Origin of the sequence: Actinoplanes sp. TFC3, from assembly GCF_001553785.1 — a bacterium.
Lineage (GTDB): Bacteria > Actinomycetota > Actinomycetes > Mycobacteriales > Micromonosporaceae > Actinoplanes.
Map to the genome: position 1 here is coordinate 17,251 of NZ_LOJP01000014.1, position 17,624 is coordinate 34,874.

The 17,624-nt window shown below is 72.0% G+C and carries 19 protein-coding genes, 1 tRNA gene and 1 pseudogene; 10 read left to right on the forward strand and 11 right to left on the reverse strand.

The window, feature by feature from the left end; genetic code table 11:
• The first annotated feature begins 65 nt into the window (after positions 1–65).
• The gene (locus tag TFC3_RS34690) at positions 66–1,247 is read left to right on the forward strand and encodes an ROK family transcriptional regulator (protein WP_067510387.1); all 1,182 of its coding nucleotides are present in this window, start codon (positions 66–68) and stop codon (positions 1,245–1,247) included.
• Here TFC3_RS34690 and TFC3_RS34685 read toward each other — a convergent pair.
• The 3 genes from TFC3_RS34685 to TFC3_RS38410 all read right to left on the reverse strand — a co-directional run bounded on the left by TFC3_RS34685 (position 1,219) and on the right by TFC3_RS38410 (position 3,398).
• The gene (locus TFC3_RS34685; protein ID WP_067510389.1) at positions 1,219–2,052 is read right to left on the reverse strand and encodes a Cof-type HAD-IIB family hydrolase; all 834 of its coding nucleotides are present in this window, start codon (positions 2,050–2,052) and stop codon (positions 1,219–1,221) included. The genes TFC3_RS34690 and TFC3_RS34685 overlap by 29 nt on opposite strands.
• Positions 2,053–2,127: 75 nt before the next feature.
• Positions 2,128–3,138 carry a LacI family DNA-binding transcriptional regulator gene (locus TFC3_RS34680; protein ID WP_067510394.1) on the reverse strand — a complete coding sequence of 337 codons (1,011 nt, stop codon included), beginning with the start codon at positions 3,136–3,138 and terminating at the stop codon, positions 2,128–2,130.
• A 95-nt stretch (positions 3,139–3,233) separates the two neighbouring features.
• Positions 3,234–3,398, reverse strand: a complete 165-nt coding sequence (locus tag TFC3_RS38410; protein ID WP_161952735.1) for a hypothetical protein — start codon at positions 3,396–3,398, stop codon at positions 3,234–3,236.
• A gap of 116 nt (positions 3,399–3,514) precedes the next feature.
• On the opposite strand from TFC3_RS38410, the gene TFC3_RS38405 reads away from it, so the two are divergent.
• Genes TFC3_RS38405 through TFC3_RS34665 form a run of 3 tightly spaced genes read left to right on the forward strand, consistent with a single transcriptional unit; the run spans position 3,515 to position 5,199 of the window.
• Positions 3,515–3,868, forward strand: a complete 354-nt coding sequence (locus TFC3_RS38405) for an STAS domain-containing protein (RefSeq protein ID WP_161952736.1) — start codon at positions 3,515–3,517, stop codon at positions 3,866–3,868.
• 45 nt (positions 3,869–3,913) lie between these two features.
• Positions 3,914–4,708 (forward strand): SAM-dependent methyltransferase, encoded by a 795-nt coding sequence (locus tag TFC3_RS34670; protein WP_236718633.1) that lies wholly within the window; start codon positions 3,914–3,916, stop codon positions 4,706–4,708.
• Complete coding sequence (locus TFC3_RS34665) at positions 4,705–5,199, forward strand: GNAT family N-acetyltransferase (protein WP_067510401.1); 495 nt, start codon at positions 4,705–4,707, stop codon at positions 5,197–5,199. Before TFC3_RS34670 ends, TFC3_RS34665 begins: the two co-directional genes overlap by 4 nt.
• 16 nt (positions 5,200–5,215) lie before the next feature.
• On the opposite strand, the gene TFC3_RS34660 is transcribed toward TFC3_RS34665, so the two are convergent.
• Positions 5,216–5,788, reverse strand: coding sequence for a redoxin domain-containing protein (locus TFC3_RS34660; protein ID WP_067510403.1), 573 nt, complete (start codon positions 5,786–5,788; stop codon positions 5,216–5,218).
• A 107-nt stretch (positions 5,789–5,895) separates the two neighbouring features.
• Positions 5,896–8,448, reverse strand: a complete 2,553-nt coding sequence (locus TFC3_RS40280; RefSeq protein ID WP_067510507.1) for a CHAT domain-containing protein — start codon at positions 8,446–8,448, stop codon at positions 5,896–5,898.
• A 107-nt stretch (positions 8,449–8,555) separates the two neighbouring features.
• Here TFC3_RS40280 and TFC3_RS34650 point away from each other — a divergent pair, with 107 nt between their 5' ends.
• A complete protein-coding gene (locus TFC3_RS34650; RefSeq protein ID WP_067510404.1) occupies positions 8,556–9,908 on the forward strand; it encodes a S8/S53 family peptidase in 1,353 nt (450 codons plus the stop codon).
• Between the two features lie 301 nt (positions 9,909–10,209).
• Complete coding sequence (locus tag TFC3_RS34645; RefSeq protein ID WP_153040631.1) at positions 10,210–10,680, forward strand: GNAT family N-acetyltransferase; 471 nt, start codon at positions 10,210–10,212, stop codon at positions 10,678–10,680.
• Positions 10,681–10,718: 38 nt separating this feature from the next.
• On the opposite strand, the gene TFC3_RS34640 is transcribed toward TFC3_RS34645, so the two are convergent.
• Positions 10,719–11,252: a hypothetical protein gene (locus tag TFC3_RS34640; RefSeq protein WP_067510406.1), complete on the reverse strand. Its 534-nt coding sequence runs from the start codon at positions 11,250–11,252 to the stop codon at positions 10,719–10,721.
• Between the two features lie 52 nt (positions 11,253–11,304).
• Entirely contained in the window at positions 11,305–11,898 is a 594-nt protein-coding gene (locus TFC3_RS34635; RefSeq protein ID WP_067510408.1) for an RNA polymerase sigma factor, read from the reverse strand.
• Positions 11,899–12,210: 312 nt separating this feature from the next.
• Between TFC3_RS34635 and TFC3_RS40615 the strand changes: the two are divergent.
• Positions 12,211–12,327: pseudogene (locus TFC3_RS40615) on the forward strand (CGNR zinc finger domain-containing protein); the annotation flags it as partial.
• A 237-nt stretch (positions 12,328–12,564) separates the two neighbouring features.
• Here the strand turns inward: TFC3_RS40615 and def are convergent.
• Positions 12,565–13,104 (reverse strand): peptide deformylase, encoded by a 540-nt coding sequence (gene def / locus TFC3_RS34630; protein ID WP_067510410.1) that lies wholly within the window; start codon positions 13,102–13,104, stop codon positions 12,565–12,567.
• Between the two features lie 53 nt (positions 13,105–13,157).
• Between def and TFC3_RS34625 the strand changes: the two genes are divergently transcribed.
• Complete coding sequence (locus TFC3_RS34625) at positions 13,158–13,628, forward strand: hypothetical protein (RefSeq protein WP_067510412.1); 471 nt, start codon at positions 13,158–13,160, stop codon at positions 13,626–13,628.
• A 1-nt stretch (position 13,629) separates the two neighbouring features.
• Here the strand turns inward: TFC3_RS34625 and TFC3_RS34620 are convergent, their stop codons facing one another.
• Entirely contained in the window at positions 13,630–13,869 is a 240-nt protein-coding gene (locus TFC3_RS34620; protein WP_067510414.1) for a DUF3040 domain-containing protein, read from the reverse strand.
• Between the two features lie 63 nt (positions 13,870–13,932).
• On the opposite strand from TFC3_RS34620, the gene TFC3_RS34615 reads away from it, so the two are divergent.
• A complete protein-coding gene (locus TFC3_RS34615) occupies positions 13,933–14,658 on the forward strand; it encodes a GAF and ANTAR domain-containing protein (protein WP_067510416.1) in 726 nt (241 codons plus the stop codon).
• A gap of 3 nt (positions 14,659–14,661) precedes the next feature.
• On the opposite strand, the gene TFC3_RS34610 is transcribed toward TFC3_RS34615, so the two are convergent.
• A complete protein-coding gene (locus TFC3_RS34610; protein WP_067510418.1) occupies positions 14,662–16,035 on the reverse strand; it encodes a hypothetical protein in 1,374 nt (457 codons plus the stop codon).
• A gap of 223 nt (positions 16,036–16,258) precedes the next feature.
• On the opposite strand from TFC3_RS34610, the gene TFC3_RS34605 reads away from it, so the two are divergent.
• Entirely contained in the window at positions 16,259–17,377 is a 1,119-nt protein-coding gene (locus TFC3_RS34605; RefSeq protein ID WP_067510420.1) for a sigma-70 family RNA polymerase sigma factor, read from the forward strand.
• A gap of 168 nt (positions 17,378–17,545) precedes the next feature.
• Here the strand turns inward: TFC3_RS34605 and TFC3_RS34600 are convergent.
• Positions 17,546–17,618 (reverse strand) — tRNA-Gly (locus tag TFC3_RS34600).
• Between the last annotated feature and the right edge of the window lie 6 nt (positions 17,619–17,624).

The following is a 17,624-nucleotide window of genomic DNA, read 5'->3' on the forward strand; positions in this document are numbered from 1 at the left end:
TCCCTTACTTGAGCAACGTACGGACCCTCCCCATACAAAGCAAGTCCCCTGACTAGAATTGGCAGGTGGACCTGGCCCGCTCGATGACCGACGAGACCGTGCTGCGTGCCCTCATGCAGCACCGCCGCCTGACCCGCGCCGAGCTCGCCGCGCACACCGGCATCTCCAAGCCCACAGCGGGCGAAAGCGTGCGCCGTCTGAGCGCCGCCGGCCTGCTCGCCGACACCGGCGAACGCACCCCCGGCGGGCGCGGCAAGGGCCGGGTGGGCTCCTACTACGCCCTCACCCCGGACGCCGGCACCGCGCTGGCCGTCAGCATCGGCCCCTCCGGCGCGGTGGCCGAACAGGTCGACGCCTACGGCGACACGGTGGCCCGCGCCCGGCGTCCGCTGCGCACCCCCACCGAGCCCGAAGCGGTCGCCGCGGCGCTGCACGAGCTGACCGCGCTTGCCGGACCGCTGCCCCGGCTGGCGGTGGTCAGCGCCGCCGACCCGGTGGACCGGCGTACCGGGCGCCTGCGCAAGATGCCCGACGCCCCGTTCCTGCTCGGCGACCTCGATCCGGTGGCGGTGCTGTCACCGTACGTCGCCGGTCCGATCACCGTCGACAACGACGTCAACTGGGCCGCCCGCGCCGAACGCGACGCCACCGAGGGGCGCACCGACTTCGCTTACCTGCACCTGGGCGTGGGCCTGGGCGGCGCGGTGGTCAGCGACGGCGAGGTGCGGCGCGGTCACGGCGGCCTGGCCGGCGAACTCGCCCACCTGGTGACCACCGGCCCGAACGGCGACGCCACCGGCTTCATTCAGGTGTTCGGCGAACTCGGCCTGCGCCTGCCCGGTTCGACCGCCATCGACACCGCCCGGCTGCTGGCCGCGGTCACCGGTGACGACCCGGACGCCTCGGCCACCCGCTCGCTGATCGCCCGCGCCGTGGCCGGGGTGGTGGCGGCGGTGGTGGCGCTCACCGACCCGGCCGAAGTGATCCTCGGCGGCTCCTGGGGCCCGCACCCGGCCATCCTCGACGCTGTCAGCGCGGTGGTCGCCCGCCAGCCCCGCCCGGTCCCCCTGCACGCGGCCACCGTGACGGCCGAACCGTCCCTGACCGGAGCCCGCACCGACGCCATAACCCGCCTGCGCACCGCCATCATCACTGCCAGTCAGCCCCCGGGCCCCGCCGCCGATGCCGGGCCGCTGAGCCAGGCCGGTGACCGGTGGGTCAGGCTTGCTGGGCCAGCAGGCGCGTGAGGGTGGTGACCACGCCGTACTCCCGATGCGAAGGCGCCTGGAAGCGCGCCCGCCGCGCCACCTCCGGATGGGCGTCGGCCATCGCGAACGACCATTCGGCGGCGTCGAGCATCTCCAGGTCGTTGAGGTAGTCGCCGAACGCCGCGGTCTGCGCCGGTGTGATGCCCAGCGCCGACTGCAGGGCCCGCACCGCCGCGCCCTTGTCGGCGGTCGCGCTCATCAAGTCGATCCAGTGCACCCCGGAGACCACCACGCGGTTCTTGTCCGAGCGCAAGCGGCTCAGGTGCGGCGCGGTCTGCTGCTCGGCGTTGCCGAAGTCGTACACGGCGACCTTGAGGATCTCGTCGTCGACGGCCGCCAGGTCGCAAACCACCTCGAGGGCGGCGTAGTACTTGCGGGCCTCGCCCAGGAACGCGTCGTCGGTGCGGGACACGTACGCCGACCGCTTGCCGCACACCACCACGCCGAGGTCCGGCCCGTCCGCGGCCAGTTCGTCCAGGGCCACCAGCACCCCCCGGACGAACGCGCCATCGAGGGGATCGGAACTGATCTCCACGCCGTCGCGGACCACGTACGAGCCGTTCTCGGCGATGAACGGCATCCCCTCGGCGGCGTGGGCGAACTCGCGGTGCAGCGTCGCGTACTGGCGCCCGCTGGCCGGCACGAACAGGACTCCCCGGGCCCGCATGTCCGCCAGCAACGGCCACAGCCCGTCCGGGACCTGCCCGTGCTCGTCGAGCAGCGTGCCGTCCATATCCGCTACCACGAGCCGCAGATCGAGCGCCGCCTGAACCGAAGCCGTCATACGTGGCACGCTATCCGGCGTCCGGGGCAGGCTTGCAGGCCGTGCGACAAAAGGTGAGCCGCCTGACTACACCTCTCAGAGAGATCCCGCGAAGCTCGGCAGCGGCCCGAACCGTCCCCGCCGGCGAATCCCTGTTGACCCGCGTTCCACCAGCCGCACCGGCAACAACACCGGCCCGGCAACCGGCGATCCTTCGATCAAATTCAGCAGCCGCCGTACGCCCACAGCCCCCATCTCCCGCAGCGGCGCCGCCACAGTGGTCAGCCCCGGAGTGATCAGCTCCGCCGCCGCCACGTTGCCGAAGCCGACCACGTTCACCTCCTGCGGGACCTGGATGCCACGGGCGGTCAGGGCGCGGATGAGCCCGATCGCGATCAGGTCGTCGTACGCGATGATCGCCGTGGCCGGATGGTGCAGCCACTCCCCCGCAGCGGCCATGCCCCCGGCGGTGGTGGCCGGGAACGGGCCGATGCGCCGCGACTGGACGCCGTACTCGCAGCCGGCCTGGCGCAGCGCCCGCCGGTGCATGCCGTCCGCCCAGCATCCGGCCGGGCCGCCCACATAGGTGACCGATTCGTGGCCCAGGGCGGCCAGGTGGGCCATCACCTGGCGCATGCCGTCGGCGATGTCGGCGATGACGGCCGGCACAGCGGCGCACAGCCGGTCGACCAGCACCGCCGGGCGCTGGGCGGCCAGCCGGAGCAGGTCGTCGTCGCCGGGGGTGCCGGACATGATCAGCGCGCCGTCGACGGTGGCCAGGGCCCGGTCGAACGCCTCGCCCGGGCCGTGGGCAACCACCGTGATGTACCCGGCCTCGCCCGCGGCGTCCTGCGCGCCCCGCATCACCTCGGCGGTGACCGGGTCGGTGACGTCGCTGGCGATCAGGGCGAGCATCGAGGTACGGCCGGTGGGCAGCGCCCGGGCCAGCGGGTTCATCCGGAAGCCGAGCTCGTCGACGGCGTTCCTGATGCGCGCCACGGTGCTGTCGGCCACCCGGCCGGGGCGGGTCAGGGCACGCGAAACCGTCGACGCGGCCACCCCGGCGGACCTGGCGACGTCGTAGATCGTGGGCGCCCGATCTGCCATAGCCTGCAGGCTAACCGGAACACGGCTCGCGTCAGGCCGGATCAACCAGAGCCGTCCGGCTCGATCGGCGATCCGGGCGTCGCACCGCCGGAGAATCAGCCGGCCTCGCCGGGCGATGCCGGGGCGGGCTGCAGGTCGAACGGGTGCCGCAGCCGGGCCATCGCCTCGTCGCTGTGGTCGGCCGCGACGAGGCGCGGGGTGGCGTCGTCGCCGACGGGCTCGGTGCGGAACTGCGGGACGGACAGGACTTCGGGAACCATGCTGTGCGGCTCCTGCTGGTAGTAGAAACAGAACCCGGGGGGCTTACCCCTTTTGTGCCACCGGGAAGCGTCGCTCGATCGAGGGACCGCCGACCGGCCGGCTGCTACAAAGGGTCATGCGGTCCCCACAGTACGGCGTCGTCCGGGTGATGATCGACGGTGGTCGGGAGGTGTGCGTGCGGCTCTTCGGTGAGCTGGACGTGGACTGCCTCGACGACCTGCGCCGCGAGCTGGCCACGGCACGCAACAACCGTGCCCCGCAGTTCGTGGTGGACCTGGGCGAGACCCGGTTCCTGGCGTCGGAGGCGATCGGGGCGCTGCTGGAAGGCTGTCTGCGCGCCCGGGACGCGGGCAAGCAAGTGGAGATCGTCAACGCGCGGGGCATTGTTCGTACCGTCCTGCAGGTGACCGGTGTTCTGGATCTTTTCACCGTGGCCGTCGCACCGCTCGGACTGCGCTGGGCCACCTGAAGGGCCGGTTCGTAACGGCGGGCGGGGGGTGCCATGATGGTCGCCATGACGGCGATCGACTCGACGGTTCCGCACCCGGCCCGCCGCTACAACTACTGGCTCGGCGGCAAGGACAACTTCGCCGCCGACCGCGCTTCCGGTGACGAACTGGAGGCTGCTTTCCCCAATGTCCGCAAGGGAGCACTGGCCAACCGGGCGATGCTGCGCCGGGCCACCCGCTTCCTGGCCGCCGAGGCGGGCATCCGGCAGTTCCTGGACATCGGCACCGGCCTGCCGACCGCCGACAACACCCATGAGGTGGCGCAGAGCGTCGCGCCGGAGAGCCGGATCGTCTATGTCGACAATGATCCGCTGGTCATGGTGCACGCGCGGGCCCTGCTGACCACCAGCCCGCAGGGCCGCACCTCCTACATCGAGGCGGACCTGCGCGACCCGGACGCGATCCTGGCCGACCGCACGTTGCGTGACACCCTGGACCTGAGCCAACCGGTTGCGCTGATGCTCATCGCGGTGCTGCATTTCGTGCACGGTCACGGTGCGGCCAAGCCGATCGTGCAGCGCCTGCTTGCGGATCTGCCCGCCGGCAGCTTCCTGGTGGCAACCCATGCGACCTCCGACTTCGGTACACCGGAGCAGGCGGCCCTCTACCAGCAGATGGTCGAGCAGGGGCGCAGTGACGTGTGGACCCGCCCCCGCGACGAGGTCGCCGAGCTGTTCGAGGGTCTGGAGCTCATCGACCCCGGTGTTGTCCCGGCCAGCAAGTGGCGCCCGGGCCCCGGCGACCCCGCGTTCGCCGACAACGAGGTGAACGTGTGGTCGGGGGTCGGCCGCAAGCCATGAGCGTGCACCCGGTGGCGATGACCGCCGCGCACGCCGGGGCGGTGCTGGCAATCTACGCGGCGGGCATCGCCACCGGGGACGCCACCTTCGAGACCGAGGTGCCGGACTGGGCCGCCTTCGAGCGCACCAAGCTGACCGGCCACAGTTTCGTAGCGCTCGACGGCGACGGCCCGGTGCTCGGCTGGGTGGCCTGCTCACCGGCGTCGGCCCGGCGCGCCTACGCCGGTGTGGTCGAACACTCGATCTATGTGGATCCGGCGGCCGCCGGTCGCGGGGTGGGACGCCTGTTGCTGCAGAAGCTGATCACCTCCACCGAGGCGGCCGGCATCTGGACGGTGCAGTCGGGCGTCTTCCCGGAGAACAAGGCCAGCCTGGCCCTGCACGACCGCTGCGGTTTCCGCCGGGTGGGCACCCGCGAACGGGTCGCCCGGCTCGATGGCGTGTGGCGCGACGTCGTCCTGCTGGAACGTCGCAGCCCCCTGATCAGCTGATCCGCAACGCCTCGGCTCAGCCGTTCCGCAACGCCTCGGCGATTGCCGGGGCGCCGGTGCGGGTGCTCCGGTCGGAGTGGACGTCAACGAGGCGGACCACGCCGGTGCGGCCGGCCACCACCACCGCCGGGTAGGGCAGGGTGGAGCGTCCGGTGCCCAGCGCCGCGGTGGTGGCCGGGCTGCTGAAGCCGATGTTGAACGCGTCGATCAGCGCGTGGCGGGGGTCGGAGGCGACCAGCATGCTCAGCCCGGCGCGGTGTTTGAGCTCGGCGAGGCGCTCGGGGCGCTGAGGGCTGACCGCGACGATGTGCGCGTCGATTCCGGAAAGACTCTTCTCGTACGCGGTGAGAGCCTGTTCGCAGCCGGCGGCACCGGCATGGGCGAAGAAGATCAGCACGAGCGGGCCGGTGTGCAGCAGGCGGCGCAGGAAGATCGGGCCCAGGTCGGCTTCCACCAGGGGCAGATCGGGCACCTGGGCACCCGGGGAGATCATGCGGCTCCAGACAGCGTCGCGTTCCAACTGATGGCGGAACGCGGCGTCGGTGGCGGTGCGGGCTTGCACGTCAGGGCGGGCCGAGGTGACGGTCATGGGACTCAGCCTACCCGGTACCGACCCGCATTTCCTATAGGTTTAATATGCTTAACGAACCGTTCGCCGGGCGTTGGCCTGCCCCTTGTGACGCGGCTTGCACGGCGTTATCCGGGGCCATAAGCGGTCAGGCCGTACCAGGCGACGTACTCCTCGGCACCGCCCTCGGCCAGGGCACTGCGCGCATGCCACACCGCGCTGGGCATGGTCTCACCGCGGGCCAACTGCTGGTGCAGCACGGTCATCGCGCCCGCCGACGCGCCATCCGGGATCGGCACGTCGGCCGCGGCCACCCCGGTGCTGCCGTGCGACATCAGGGCACTGGCAAAACCCAGCACTTCATTTCCCATGTACGGCTGCTGCGCCCCGGAGTGACATGACGCCAGCACCACCCGGTGCGGGGCGATGCCGTGAGCCAGCATCTCGTACAAGGTGACCGGCCCGTCGGCCAGTTGCAGCGCGGAGAACAACGGGCTGTCCGAGCGGAACCGGCCGTGGCACGCGAAGTGAGCCAGCCCCGCGTTCTTCACCAGCGCCAGCGTTGCCTCGGCGGTGCTCTGCGGCGGCAGCAGCACCCGGGCCCCGTCGTACTCGCCCGCAACCGCCTTGACCTCAGCACCCGCGCCGTCGAGATCCGGGCCGGCGATCACCACGACCGGCGGCTTCGTCCCGCTCGCCCGGCCCCGGCGGGCGTGCGCCCAGAGCCCCGCCGACGGCACCACCGACACCGGCGCCGAGTGCAGCGCGGACCACGGCACACCGAGCAACTGCGTCGAGGGCACCACGACCAGCGGTACGTCCGCCGGCACCCCCAGCGGCTCGACCAGCAGCCGGGCCAGCTCGTCCACCGCGTCCTGGGTGGCTGTGCGCGCAGCCGCACCGAACCGGGTGCCGCTGAGCAGCCGCCGCAGCCCGAACTCGGCCGCCGCCAGCTCCCCCTGCACCGCCGCCACCGTGCCCAGCTCGATCACCCGCGTCCGGCGCGGGGCCACCACCACGGCCAGCACCCGCTCCCCCATCACCGCATACTCGACCAGCCACTGCCCGTCCAGCGAGCGCCGCAGCTCGGGCAGGCTCGCCGGGGCCGTGGCCTCCCCGCCGTCACCCTGCTCCCCCGACCACGAGCGGCGGCGGATCCGGGCCTCCAGCGCGCTCTGCCGGCTCAGCAGCGCCGCCGGTTCCTCACCACGGTCCAGCCTGGCGTCACGCAACTCCTGCTCGACGTGCCGCAACGCGACCACGTCCTCGTCCACCCCGGTCGCCGGGGGATGCACCCGCAGCAGCGCCGCGGCCCGGGTGCGTTCCAGCCACTCGAAGATCCGCCCCGGCGAGCCGCCGGGCAGCAGGGTGCGCAGCCCGACCTCCCCCAGCTCGGCGCCGTGCCCGGAAGCCAGGACACGCAACTCCAGCGAGGGCAGCGCCGCGCGGTGCCGGGAAAGATCGCGCAGACCTCGTACGCAGGCTCGCAGCACGTGATCAGGGTTCTCCGCCTCGGCCAGCAGGGCCCGGGCCAGGTGACCGCGCAGACGCACCAGCAGCGACTGACCCTTGGCGAGTTCGCCGACCGCCACCAGTTCGCTGCGGGCGGTGTCATGGCGGTGCAGCGCCAGCGCGGCGCGCCCGGCTGCCAGCCGGGCATAGGCGGCTTCCTCGCGCAGGCCCTGGCGTTCCAACGTGGAAGCCGCCCGGCGCAGACGGTGCAGGACAGCTGCGGACGTACCGTCCACAGCCGCGCGGGCCTCCGCTTCCACCACCGCGGCCCGCGCCGCCCAGGCCGGGCGCCGCTGCCGGCGGAAATCGCGCACCGCCGCCTGTGCATCCGCCACGGCAGTCGCCGAATCCCCGAGTTCCAGCGCCAGCCGGGCGCACCGCAGCCGCGCCTCGGCGGCCATCAACCGGGCGCCGTGCTTCTCGAACTCCACCCGCGCCGAGCGGGCCGCCACCGTCGCCTCGTTGAGCAGACGCAGGTCACGCAGCACATCGGCATACTCGACGTGATGCTCGCCCAGCGGCAGCCCGGCCTCGGCGTGCAGACGCCCGGCCTCCTCGAAGCGGCGCACGCTCTCGGCCAGGCGCCCGGCGTGATAGCTCGACCAGGCGTGGCTGTTGGCCACGATCGCGGTGTAGCGGGCCCCCAGCTCCCGGGCCAGCCCCGCGGCGCGGTCCAGGTAGCCCAGCGCGTCGTCCGGGCGCCCGCGCAGGGTGTGGATGTTGGCGAGGTTGTTGGCCGCCTTGACCCACACCACCGGCGGGCTGGCCGGATCGTCGAGCACCTGCGTGTACGCCCCCGCGGCGTCCTCCAGCCGGCCCCGGTTGTGATCGAGCACGGCTAGCTGGAAGCGGATCTCGGGCCGCCCGGCCGGGTCGGCGAGGTCCCCGGCACGGCGCAGGTCGCGGGCCGCGGCGTCATAGCGGCCCAGCTCCTGCAGCGCCACCGAACGGGTGACCAGCACATCGGCGAGCCGGCGGGACAGTACACTGCGGTCCGCCAGCCGCACCGCGCGGTCGAGCAGCCGGCGGGCGCCCTCATTGTCCAAGGTGACGTGACGCACGTACGCGACGGCCCGCAGGCTCGCCACCAACGCCTCGGTGTCGCCGGCCGCCGTGGCGTACGCCACCAGTTTCTCGGCCTCCGCGGCGTATCTGGCCGGATCGACCACGACTCTGTTGTAGGCAGCGTCAGCCTGATCTCGCAGATTTGCATACATGAAAGCCGCCCCGCCTTCCCCAGAAGCACGAGAGTACCGATGACAAGGGAGAAGAATCCATGACCGTCGCGTCCCGCTGGCCGCTCCCCGACCGGCGAACCGCCGCGCAGCTCGCGCAGGACCAGGAGGATGTACGCCGCCAGGTCAGCAAGTTGGCCGCCGCCAACGTGGACCCGGCCGCCCGTCAGGAGCAGGACGTGTTCGTCCAGCGGATTCTGCGCCGCCAGCGCGCCGCCGACGCCGCCCAGGCCACCGACTTCGTGCACTTCCTGCTCGAACCCGGCGGCGACCGCGCCAGCCTGGCCGCCGCCGGTGACCTGGTCGTCGATGCCACCCCGCAGGCCGCGCGGCGCCTGGCGGACCTGCTGCGCGACTACGAGCCCGCCGACCGCCCCGGCCGCAGCCGGCACCGGCGCACCCGGGTGTTCCGCAGCCGGGGCAAGAACGCCGCAGCCCTGCGCGCCGACGCCCGCCGGCTGTGCCGCGAGGACGGCGTGACCGCGAACATCAACGCGATCGTCCCGCTCGGCTATGTCACCAAGGGCAACTCCTACCCGGGCAGCACCGTCGCCCCGGCCCCGTTCGCCACCAACGGCGCCACCGCCCCGGTCCGGGTGGCCCTCATCGACACCGGCATCACCGCCCAGCCCCGCGACGACGGCTGGGACAGCGGGGTGGTCCGCGAGGGCACCGACCCGATCAACGTGCTGGCCCCGTTCGACCGCATCGACTGGTTCGCCGGGCACGGCACGTTCAGCACCGGCATCGTGCGCCAGATCGCCCCCGACGCCGACGTGTCGGTGTACCGGTTCACCACCACCGACGGCCTGGGCACCGACGAAGCCGCCGCTGACATGCTCATCAAGGCCGCCGAGGACGCGGGCGGCGAACGCCTGATCATCAACGCCTCCTTCGGCGCCCCAGCGGTCGACGGCATCCCCCCGCTGGCCATGCAGGAGGCGGTGGCACACATCGCCGCCGAACACCCCAACACCCTGATCGTGGCCAGCGCCGGCAACGACGGCCGTGACCTGCCCCTCTACCCGGCAGCCTTCCCCGGCGTGAAAGCGGTGGGGGCCCTCAACAGCGACCTCACCCCCGCTACGTTCACCAACCGCGGCACCTGGGTCCACTGCGCAGCGGTGGGAGTGGGCATCATCAGCACCTTCGTCGAGGGCAAACTCCCCCCGGAGGACAACATCGGCACCGACGTAACCTTCGGCCCCGACTCCTGGGCCACCTGGAGCGGCACCTCCTTCAGCGCCCCCCAGATCAGCGGCGCGGTAGCAGCCCTGTGCGGCGAAGACCCGTCCCTGACCCCGCACCAGGCGTTCAACCAGCTCATCGCCGGACGGCCCACGGCACCGGGGCTGGGCGCAGTGGTGCACATCCTGCCCGGCACCCCGGTCTGAGCAGACCAGCCGGCGGCCTCTCGGAGGGGTGAGGCCGCCGGCTCCCGGCTCTTTGTACGGGTTTGCGCCTTGGTGATCGCTGGCGGGTGCCCCTGCGGCCCCGTGGACCCCAACTGCCCTTCCACCCCGCCTGCCAAGCCCCAGCTCACCCGCGACCTCGCTGGGGACGGTCACCTCAACGCCGCTGTTCGCCGCAGGGATCCGGCCGCTTCTCGCTGGGTGTCCGGCCGGCCCGGCCCCGCAACCCGGCATGATGACCCCGCCGCACCCACGCACCACCAACCAAGCGGGGAAACCACAAATGTCATTAGCCCCAGAACCAAGCATCCGCCTGCGCCAAGTAGCCGACAGCGACCTGGACGTCTTCTTCCAGCACCAATCCGACCCGCAGGCCACCGCAATGGCAGCCTTCCCCGCCCGGGACCGCGCCACCTTCGACGCGCACTGGGCGAAGATCCGCCCCGCCCCCGGCGTCGTCATGCGCACGATCGACGTCGGCGACCAGGTTGCCGGTTACCTCACGAGCTGGCCCGGCGAGGGGATGCGGCTGCTCGGGTACTGGGTTGGGCGGGAGTTCTGGGGGCGGGGTGTGGCGAGCCGGGCGCTGGCTTTGTTCGTACGGGAAATCGAGGATCGGCCCTTGGGTGCTCATGTTGCTGCGCACAACGGGGGGTCGATACGGGTGTTGGAGAAGTGCGGGTTCCGGCGGGTGGCGCAGGCGCCGGCGGCCGGGGACGGCGTGGAGGAAGTGAGTTTCGTCCTCGATGACTAGGCCTGTTTCGCAGGCCCTGCGAAACAGAACCCAGCGGCTCAGACCAAGGTCCATTGGGTGGCCACGGCGGGGAAGCCTTCGCGGCGCAGGGTGAGGCTCATCGGACCGGGCAGGACGTCCTCGACGACGAACAGACCGCGGCCGTCGGCGTCCACGTGGCGGGAGTCGGTGGCGGCGGGCTGGCGGACCTCGATGGCGGCTGGGCCTCGGGGGGCCAGGTGGCCGGTGAGGCGGCGGCGACCGCCTATCGACTCGACCTGGACGGCGATGACCACCTCGTCGTTGCCGCGCTCGTCGACCACCTGGAAGGTCAGCTGGCGGGGCGGCGGGGCTGCACCGGGGCCGCGAACCGCCATGGCACGGCTGCCGGCGGGCTCGGCGGGGGCGGTGGCGGAGTCCTCGACGAGCTGGGCGAACTCGGCGTCGAGGGCGCGCAGGATGAAGCTCTGCTGGGCCAGCGTCACGAGGTCGGCCGGGGCCGGATCCACGTCGCGGAACATCGCTTCCAGACGGGCGAGCAGCCGTTCGTCGTCCGGGGCGAGGTCGTCGCCGGGCTCGACTGAATCCGTCACGGTGTCTCCTCGGGGCGGGGGGAAAACGCGTTGCGTGGCGCGTTCGTCACTGTCACGATTCCCGAGTTTGGCCGTCGATACCTTCTGTCAGGAATCGGCGCAACTGATTCAGGCAGCGTTTGCGGGTGGGGCCGAGGCTGCCGATCGGCATGTCGAGCGCCGCGGCGGCCAGTTCGTACGACGGGCGGCGGTCCTCGGCGTCGACGATCAGCACCCGCAGCACCTCCTGGCAGCGCTTGCCCAGCTGGCCGAAGGCGTCCCACAGCTCGGCATCGCGCGCGGCCGTGAGCACCGGGCGCTCCGGGTCATGATCCGGGCCGGCCTCACGGTCGAGCAGCCACAGATCGTCAACCGGCTGCGTCCGCCGGCCCCGGCGCAGCGTGGCCCGGGCCTCGTTGCGAGCGGTGGTGCCCAGCCAGGCCCCCAAGCGTTCCGGGTCGCGCAGCGCACTCAGGTTCTCCAGCGCCCGCAGCCAGGTCTGCTGGAAGACGTCGGCGGAGTCCGCCGTACCGAGGCCATGGATCCGGCAGATCGCCCAGACCCGCCCGCTGTAGCGGTCGACGATGCGGTTCCACGCGGGATGGTTGCCCTCGAGCGCCAGGCCGACGAGCCGGGCCAGGTCCTCCACCGGCGCCGTGTCGTTCATCGAGCGGTGTCGTTCATCGGGTGGTGTCACTCATGGTGGTTGGACTCCCGGAAACAGAACCGAAGGTGGGCTGAATTCACCTTAGACCAGCGCCTCACCCGGCCCGGCACCCTGACGCAGCGGGGTTCCCGGCGCGTCCACAGCCGACTAGGTGTGCCGCAGGCGGCGGATCCGGCGGGTGGGCATGGGGACGGTGGAGACTGCCACACCGGTGCGCGAGGCGATCCGGGACGCGTGCGAGGGACAGGTGGGCGTACCGGTGGATGAAGAGGCCCGGAATCTCCTGGCGGGGGCGGCACTACGGCGGGGCGCAGCCGGTGGTGCACGATGAGCATCTGCGGCAGCCGCGCCAAAATGCACGCCTACCGGGAACGCCGCACGCAGAGACCCGGCCTGGGGACAGTAAAGCCTCAGGGCAGTAAAGCCTGAGAACAGCAAAGCCTGAGGGCGGTAAAGCCTGAGGGCGGTAAAGCCTGAGGGCGGTAAAGCCTGAGGGCAGTAAAGCCTGAGGGCAGTTAAAACGCCGCTGCGAATTCCACGGGGGAAGAACTCGCAACGGCGTCATACACACCATAGTCGATGGGCTCGCCATCGTCCAATCGGGTGGGCCGTGATCCTCCGATCGCGGCGGGTCCCGCACATCGGCCACCCTTGATGCGGGGTTGCTCAGTGCGGGCTGGTGCGCACCTCGGGCATCGGCACGCCCTGCGCCCAGGCTGCCTCGCGGATCGTGGTCAGCAGGCGTTCGCGCTGGCCCGGGCGTTGGCGGTCGATGAACAGCACGCCGTCGAGGTGGTCGGTTTCATGCTGGATGCAGCGCGACAGCAGGCCTTCGCCGACGAGTTGGAGGGGGTCGCCGCGCTTGGTGTAGCCCTTGGCCACCACGTTCATCCGGCGACGGGTGTCGAGGTAGATGCCGGGGATGGACAGGCAGCCCTCGAAGCCGTCCTGATCTTCCTCGTCGGGGAACTCGAGCACCGGGTTGACCAGGTGGTCGACCTTGCCGTCGCTGAGTTGCGGGGCCAGGGCGAACACGCGCAGGCTGACGCCGAGTTGCGGCGCGGCCAGCCCAGCCCCCTGGCTGTCGGCGAGGGTTTCGCTCAGATCGTCGACGAGTTTGCGCAGCTCGGCGTCGAAGTCGGTGACCGGTGCGGCCGGGGTGCGCAGCACCCGATCTCCCACCAGCTTGATCGGCAACACAGTCATGGGAGCCAACCTACCGCCGGTTTGCTTGCCCCGGCGGCGGGCACCCGCAGGACATGGGTATCGGATTCCTGAGCGGTGCGGCGGCGGGTGCGGCGGGTACGGCGGCCCTCAACGCTGCCACTTATCTCGACATGGCCGTGCGGGGGCGGGCGGCGAGCAGCACCCCGGAGAAGACCATCGAAGCCATGGAGACCCGGTTGCCGGTGGACGTGCCGGGCGAGGGTGACACGCGGCAGAACCGGGTCAGCGGGATTGCCAGCCTGACCGGGGTGCTCACCGGCGTGGGCATCGGGGTCGCCTACGGGGTGCTTCGCCGCGCCGGTTTCCGCCCGCCGGTGCCGGTGGGGGCGGTGCTGACCGGGGTGAGCGTGATGGGCCTGACCGACCTGTCGATGGCCCGGTTACGGGTCACCGATCCGCGTAGCTGGTCGGCGACCGACTGGGTCAGTGACCTGCTCCCCCACCTGGTGTACGGCGCGGTCACCTACGCCACGCTCGCCGCGCTGGACCGCAACTCTCAGTGACTCAGCCACGACCCTTGAGCACGAACGCCATGCCGGCCAACCAGGGCAGCACCGACAGCACCGCGCCCTTGACCCCGCCGAAGGCGAGCATGCCGAGCGCGACCAGGCACAGCACCACGCCGATGATCAGCGGGACACGGCCGGGCGGGCGCCGCTGTTCGTGGAACGCCGCGGTGAAGCCCGGATCCTCGCGGTGCAGGTTGGCCACGATCTTCTCGAAGCTCGGCTCGTCATCGGCCATGACGCAAAGCTTAGAACCCGGGTACGACGTTTAGGCCCGCCGTGTCCGGCGAATGCGGCGACGATGACGCAGCAGCCGTACCTGACCATGCTCGACACCCTGAGTGAGGGCCCCGACCTGCAGACGTTCCTACGCGAGACGGTACGCATCGCCGCGCGCGACCTATCCGGGGGCGGCTCGTGCGGGCTTGCCGTGTGCTGTGACGAGCACGGGTGGACCACCGCGGCCAGCAGTGATCTGGCGTTACGGGCCGACGAGGCGGGTTACGGCGGGATCGAGAGCCCGGGGCTGGAGGCGATGCAGGCGGGCTCGCTGGTCGAGGTGGATGATCTTGCCGAGGAGTCGCGCTGGGCGGCGTACCGGCCGTACGCGATGGATCTGGGTGTGCGCAGTGTGCTGGCGGCGCCCTTGCCGGCGCAGGGCCGTTCACGGGCCGCGCTGACCGTCTATTCGCAGAAGCCGCACGCGTTCGCCAGCCAGCAGCGCCAGCAGTTCGAGATGTTCGCGGGGGCCTGCGCGGCAGCTCTGGGGGTGGTGCAGCGCCTGGCCGGGCTGACCGAGGTCGAGGATCAGCTGCGTCACGCCCTGGACTCGCGCGGGGTCATCGACCAGGCGATCGGCATCATCATGGCCCAGCAGCGCTGCCCGGGTGACACCGCGTTCGCCATGCTGCGCGCGGCTTCACAACGTCGTAACCGCAAGCTGCGGGACCTGGCCGTCGACATCGTCACGCGGGTCGGGGGTCAGGCTCCGCACCAGCCGACCCCTTTCAAGGTACGAGCACACTGAGGCTTACGACACCAGCAGCCCCAGCACCGGTCCGGCCGAGCGCAACGCCGCGATCAGATGCTCGCCGGACAGCCGCACCGGGTGCCGGTCCTCCCACAGCGCGGCGATCGTCAGCGCGGTGGTGGCGTGCGAGGCGGCGAGCGGCAGCGTCGGGTACCGGCTCATCGCAAGCTGGTCCAGCAGCGGCCGGTGCCGGGCGAAGCGGGCCAGCGAGCGCCACAGCTCGGCCGGCGCGTACGACTCGGCGGCCACCCCGGGCGCTTGCGGCAGCACGCTGATCGCCTCGAACGGCTCGGCCCCGGCCAGCCACATCTCCGCCGCTTCCACGCCGCGGCGCGCCGCCGACTCGCACCAGTACGGCACCAGCGCACCGGCGTGCACCCGCCACGGATCGAACAGCGTGCCGGTCTCCACCACGCAGTGTTCGGTGACCGCCCCGGCCGCCCGCCACCACTGCCGGTACAAATCGGCCACGAACGCGCTCAGCGCCCCGGGCCGCGGATAGCAGATCCGGTACGCCGGGGTGACCCAGCGCCGCAGCTCGTTGTCGAAATCGGGTTCCCCTGCGGTTTCGGCGTACCGGCTGACCGCGCCGGCGCCCGGGGTGGCCCAGCTCGTGACGCCGAGGGTGGCCAGCAGGTCGCCGAACGCCGGGTTGGCGGTGGTGTAGTCGGCGCTGGTCCAGCCGGACACCGGGCTGCCGACCTGGAACCCGTACCCGGGCGTGAGGTCCTCGACCGTCCAGTTGCGCAGGTCGCGCACCATCAGCGCGGGTCCGCCGGCCAGGCGGGTGCGCAGGAACAACCGGTACGCGTGCGGGATGCGCCGCCACCGCACGTGCAAGGTGAGCGTGCTGCCGCACAGCGGGCCGCGCTGCACCGGATCGTGCACCTGGCGCACGCTGACGCCCGGGTTGCCGCCCAGGATGCAGGCGGCGATGTCGCGGCCGTAGTCGCGGGCTCCCCGCCAGTCCTGCACCGCGCCAGGCCAGCGCACAGTGACCACGAACCCGGACGGCAGCCAGGGCGCTCCCAGCGCGGCCGCCAGGTGCACCGCGCCGCCGTGCGCCGATCCGAGCACCATGGCCGGGTAGGAGGCGCCCGGGTAATGGTCCACAATCCACTGTGCCACCGCGTCGGTATCCAGGGCCGCCGCCATCTCCGGGGGCAGCGCGGCAGCGGCGGCGTCACACGCCAGTTCGGTGGCGCGGCGCCGCGCCGGTGCGCGGGGGTGCCGGCCGAGGATCGGGACGCGGTCGAGCCCTCGGCTGTCCTGCTGGTGCAACGCGCGGGCGGCTGCGGCCAGCAGCCCCCGGCCGAGGCTGTCCGGGCACATCGCGTGGGCGGCGAGCGGGGCGGGTAACCCGACGGCGGTCATCGCCGTCCTTCGATCAGGTGAGCCGGGCCGCCGCGCACCTGCGCCGGCACATCCATGAGCTGCCCTCCCGCCGTGCCTGCTGCCGTGGCGAGCAGCCCGAGTACCGCATCCAGCGCGTTTCACACGGGGTGTTTATCGGCACTCCAGGGCATTGCGCACCCTCGGCGGGCGGGACTACGGTCAGCCAGAACGCGGCCGGGCAGCTCACCTCAAGGAGGTGCCGATGACCGCTACACACCCGCCGGGCAACGCGCGGGAAGACCTGGACCAGATCGCCGTCGCCTACGCCGAACGCTGGGCCGTGGCCGGCCCGTCCGGCCGGGCCGCACTGCGCGACAAGGTGATCACCGTGCTGCTGCCGTTCGCCGACCGGCTGGCCCGGCGGTACCGCCTGCGCGGCGAACCGCTCGACGATCTGCAGCAGGTCGCGCGGATGGGCCTGGTCAAATCCATCGACCGGTACGACCCCGGGCGCGGTTCCTTCACGGCGTTCGCGGTCATCACGATAAACGGCGAGATCAAACGCCATTTCCGCGACCGTACGTGGAGCCTGCACGTGGCGCGCCGGCTGCAGGATCTGACCCTGGAGGTGAAGGCGGCCACCGAGGCGCTCGGGCACGCCATGGCCCGCGACCCGACCACGGCGGAGATCGCCGTGCACCTGGGCATGACCGAGGATGACGTATGCCGGGCCCAGTGCGGCGCCGCCGATCACACCGCCCTGTCGCTGGCCCTGCCGGTCGGCGACGATGAGCAGGAGCTGGGCGACATGCTGGGCATGCGGGACGCCTCGATCGAGTCGATGGCCGACCGGATGACCGTGGCCGGGCTGGTGCGCCGCCTGCCGGCCCGGGTGCAGCGGATGATCAGCCTGCGCTTCTACGGCAACCTGACGCAGGCCGAGATCGCCGAGCGGCTGGGCATTTCGCAGATGCACGTGTCGCGGCTGCTGGGTCAGGCGCTGAGCTGGCTGCGGGCGGCGATGCTGAGCGACGTCCCGCCGCCGTGGACGGGTGTGGTGGCCGACGACGATCACAGCAAGCTGTGGATCCGGGTCCGCCGGACGGTGGCGGGGGCGACGGTGCTGGTGTCCGGGGAGATCGACCGGGACACCGCCGAGCAGGCCCGGCTGCGGCTGCACGAGGCAATCGCCCACGCCCCGCCATCGGGGCTGGTGGTGGATCTGACCCGGCTGCCGTTGGTGGACGCGGCGGGGGCGGCGGTGCTGCGCGACATGGCGGTGGCGGCGGCGCTGGCCTCGGTGCCGATCGCGATCACCGGCATGCAGCCGCAGGTCCGCCACGTCCTGACCGTGCTCGGCCTCGACTGCGGCGACGCCTGACCGCAGCTCACCTGGGGCCCGGCCGAAACCCGGCGTGGCCCAAGCCCTGGCCCGCCAAAGCCCGGATCGGCCACGAGACAGCTCTGCGCAGCGAGCTGGAACGCGAAAACCCCTGGACCCGCGGTGCGGATTCAGGGGTTGCGATGTCCCGGACGGGACATCATCACGAGCGGACGACGAGATTCGAACTCGCGACCCTCACCTTGGCAAGGTGATGCGCTACCAGCTGCGCTACGTCCGCGTGCTG

Bases quoted from the DNA above. Each gene is read 5' to 3' on its own strand.
- TFC3_RS34685 (WP_067510389.1), bottom strand. From the start codon at position 2,052: ATGACGGCTTCGGTTCAGGCGGCGCTCGATCTGCGGCTCGTGGTAGCG.
- TFC3_RS34680 (WP_067510394.1), bottom strand. From the start codon at position 3,138: ATGGCAGATCGGGCGCCCACGATCTACGACGTCGCCAGGTCCGCCGGG.
- TFC3_RS38410 (WP_161952735.1), bottom strand. From the start codon at position 3,398: ATGGTTCCCGAAGTCCTGTCCGTCCCGCAGTTCCGCACCGAGCCCGTC.
- TFC3_RS38405 (WP_161952736.1), top strand. From the start codon at position 3,515: ATGCGGTCCCCACAGTACGGCGTCGTCCGGGTGATGATCGACGGTGGT.
- TFC3_RS34670 (WP_236718633.1), top strand. From the start codon at position 3,914: ATGACGGCGATCGACTCGACGGTTCCGCACCCGGCCCGCCGCTACAAC.
- TFC3_RS34665 (WP_067510401.1), top strand. From the start codon at position 4,705: ATGAGCGTGCACCCGGTGGCGATGACCGCCGCGCACGCCGGGGCGGTG.
- TFC3_RS34660 (WP_067510403.1), bottom strand. From the start codon at position 5,788: ATGACCGTCACCTCGGCCCGCCCTGACGTGCAAGCCCGCACCGCCACC.
- TFC3_RS34650 (WP_067510404.1), top strand. From the start codon at position 8,556: ATGACCGTCGCGTCCCGCTGGCCGCTCCCCGACCGGCGAACCGCCGCG.
- TFC3_RS34645 (WP_153040631.1), top strand. From the start codon at position 10,210: ATGTCATTAGCCCCAGAACCAAGCATCCGCCTGCGCCAAGTAGCCGAC.
- TFC3_RS34635 (WP_067510408.1), bottom strand. From the start codon at position 11,898: ATGAACGACACGGCGCCGGTGGAGGACCTGGCCCGGCTCGTCGGCCTG.
- def (WP_067510410.1), bottom strand. From the start codon at position 13,104: ATGACTGTGTTGCCGATCAAGCTGGTGGGAGATCGGGTGCTGCGCACC.
- TFC3_RS34625 (WP_067510412.1), top strand. From the start codon at position 13,158: ATGGGTATCGGATTCCTGAGCGGTGCGGCGGCGGGTGCGGCGGGTACG.
- TFC3_RS34620 (WP_067510414.1), bottom strand. From the start codon at position 13,869: ATGGCCGATGACGAGCCGAGCTTCGAGAAGATCGTGGCCAACCTGCAC.
- TFC3_RS34615 (WP_067510416.1), top strand. From the start codon at position 13,933: ATGACGCAGCAGCCGTACCTGACCATGCTCGACACCCTGAGTGAGGGC.
- TFC3_RS34610 (WP_067510418.1), bottom strand. From the start codon at position 16,035: ATGACCGCCGTCGGGTTACCCGCCCCGCTCGCCGCCCACGCGATGTGC.
- TFC3_RS34605 (WP_067510420.1), top strand. From the start codon at position 16,259: ATGACCGCTACACACCCGCCGGGCAACGCGCGGGAAGACCTGGACCAG.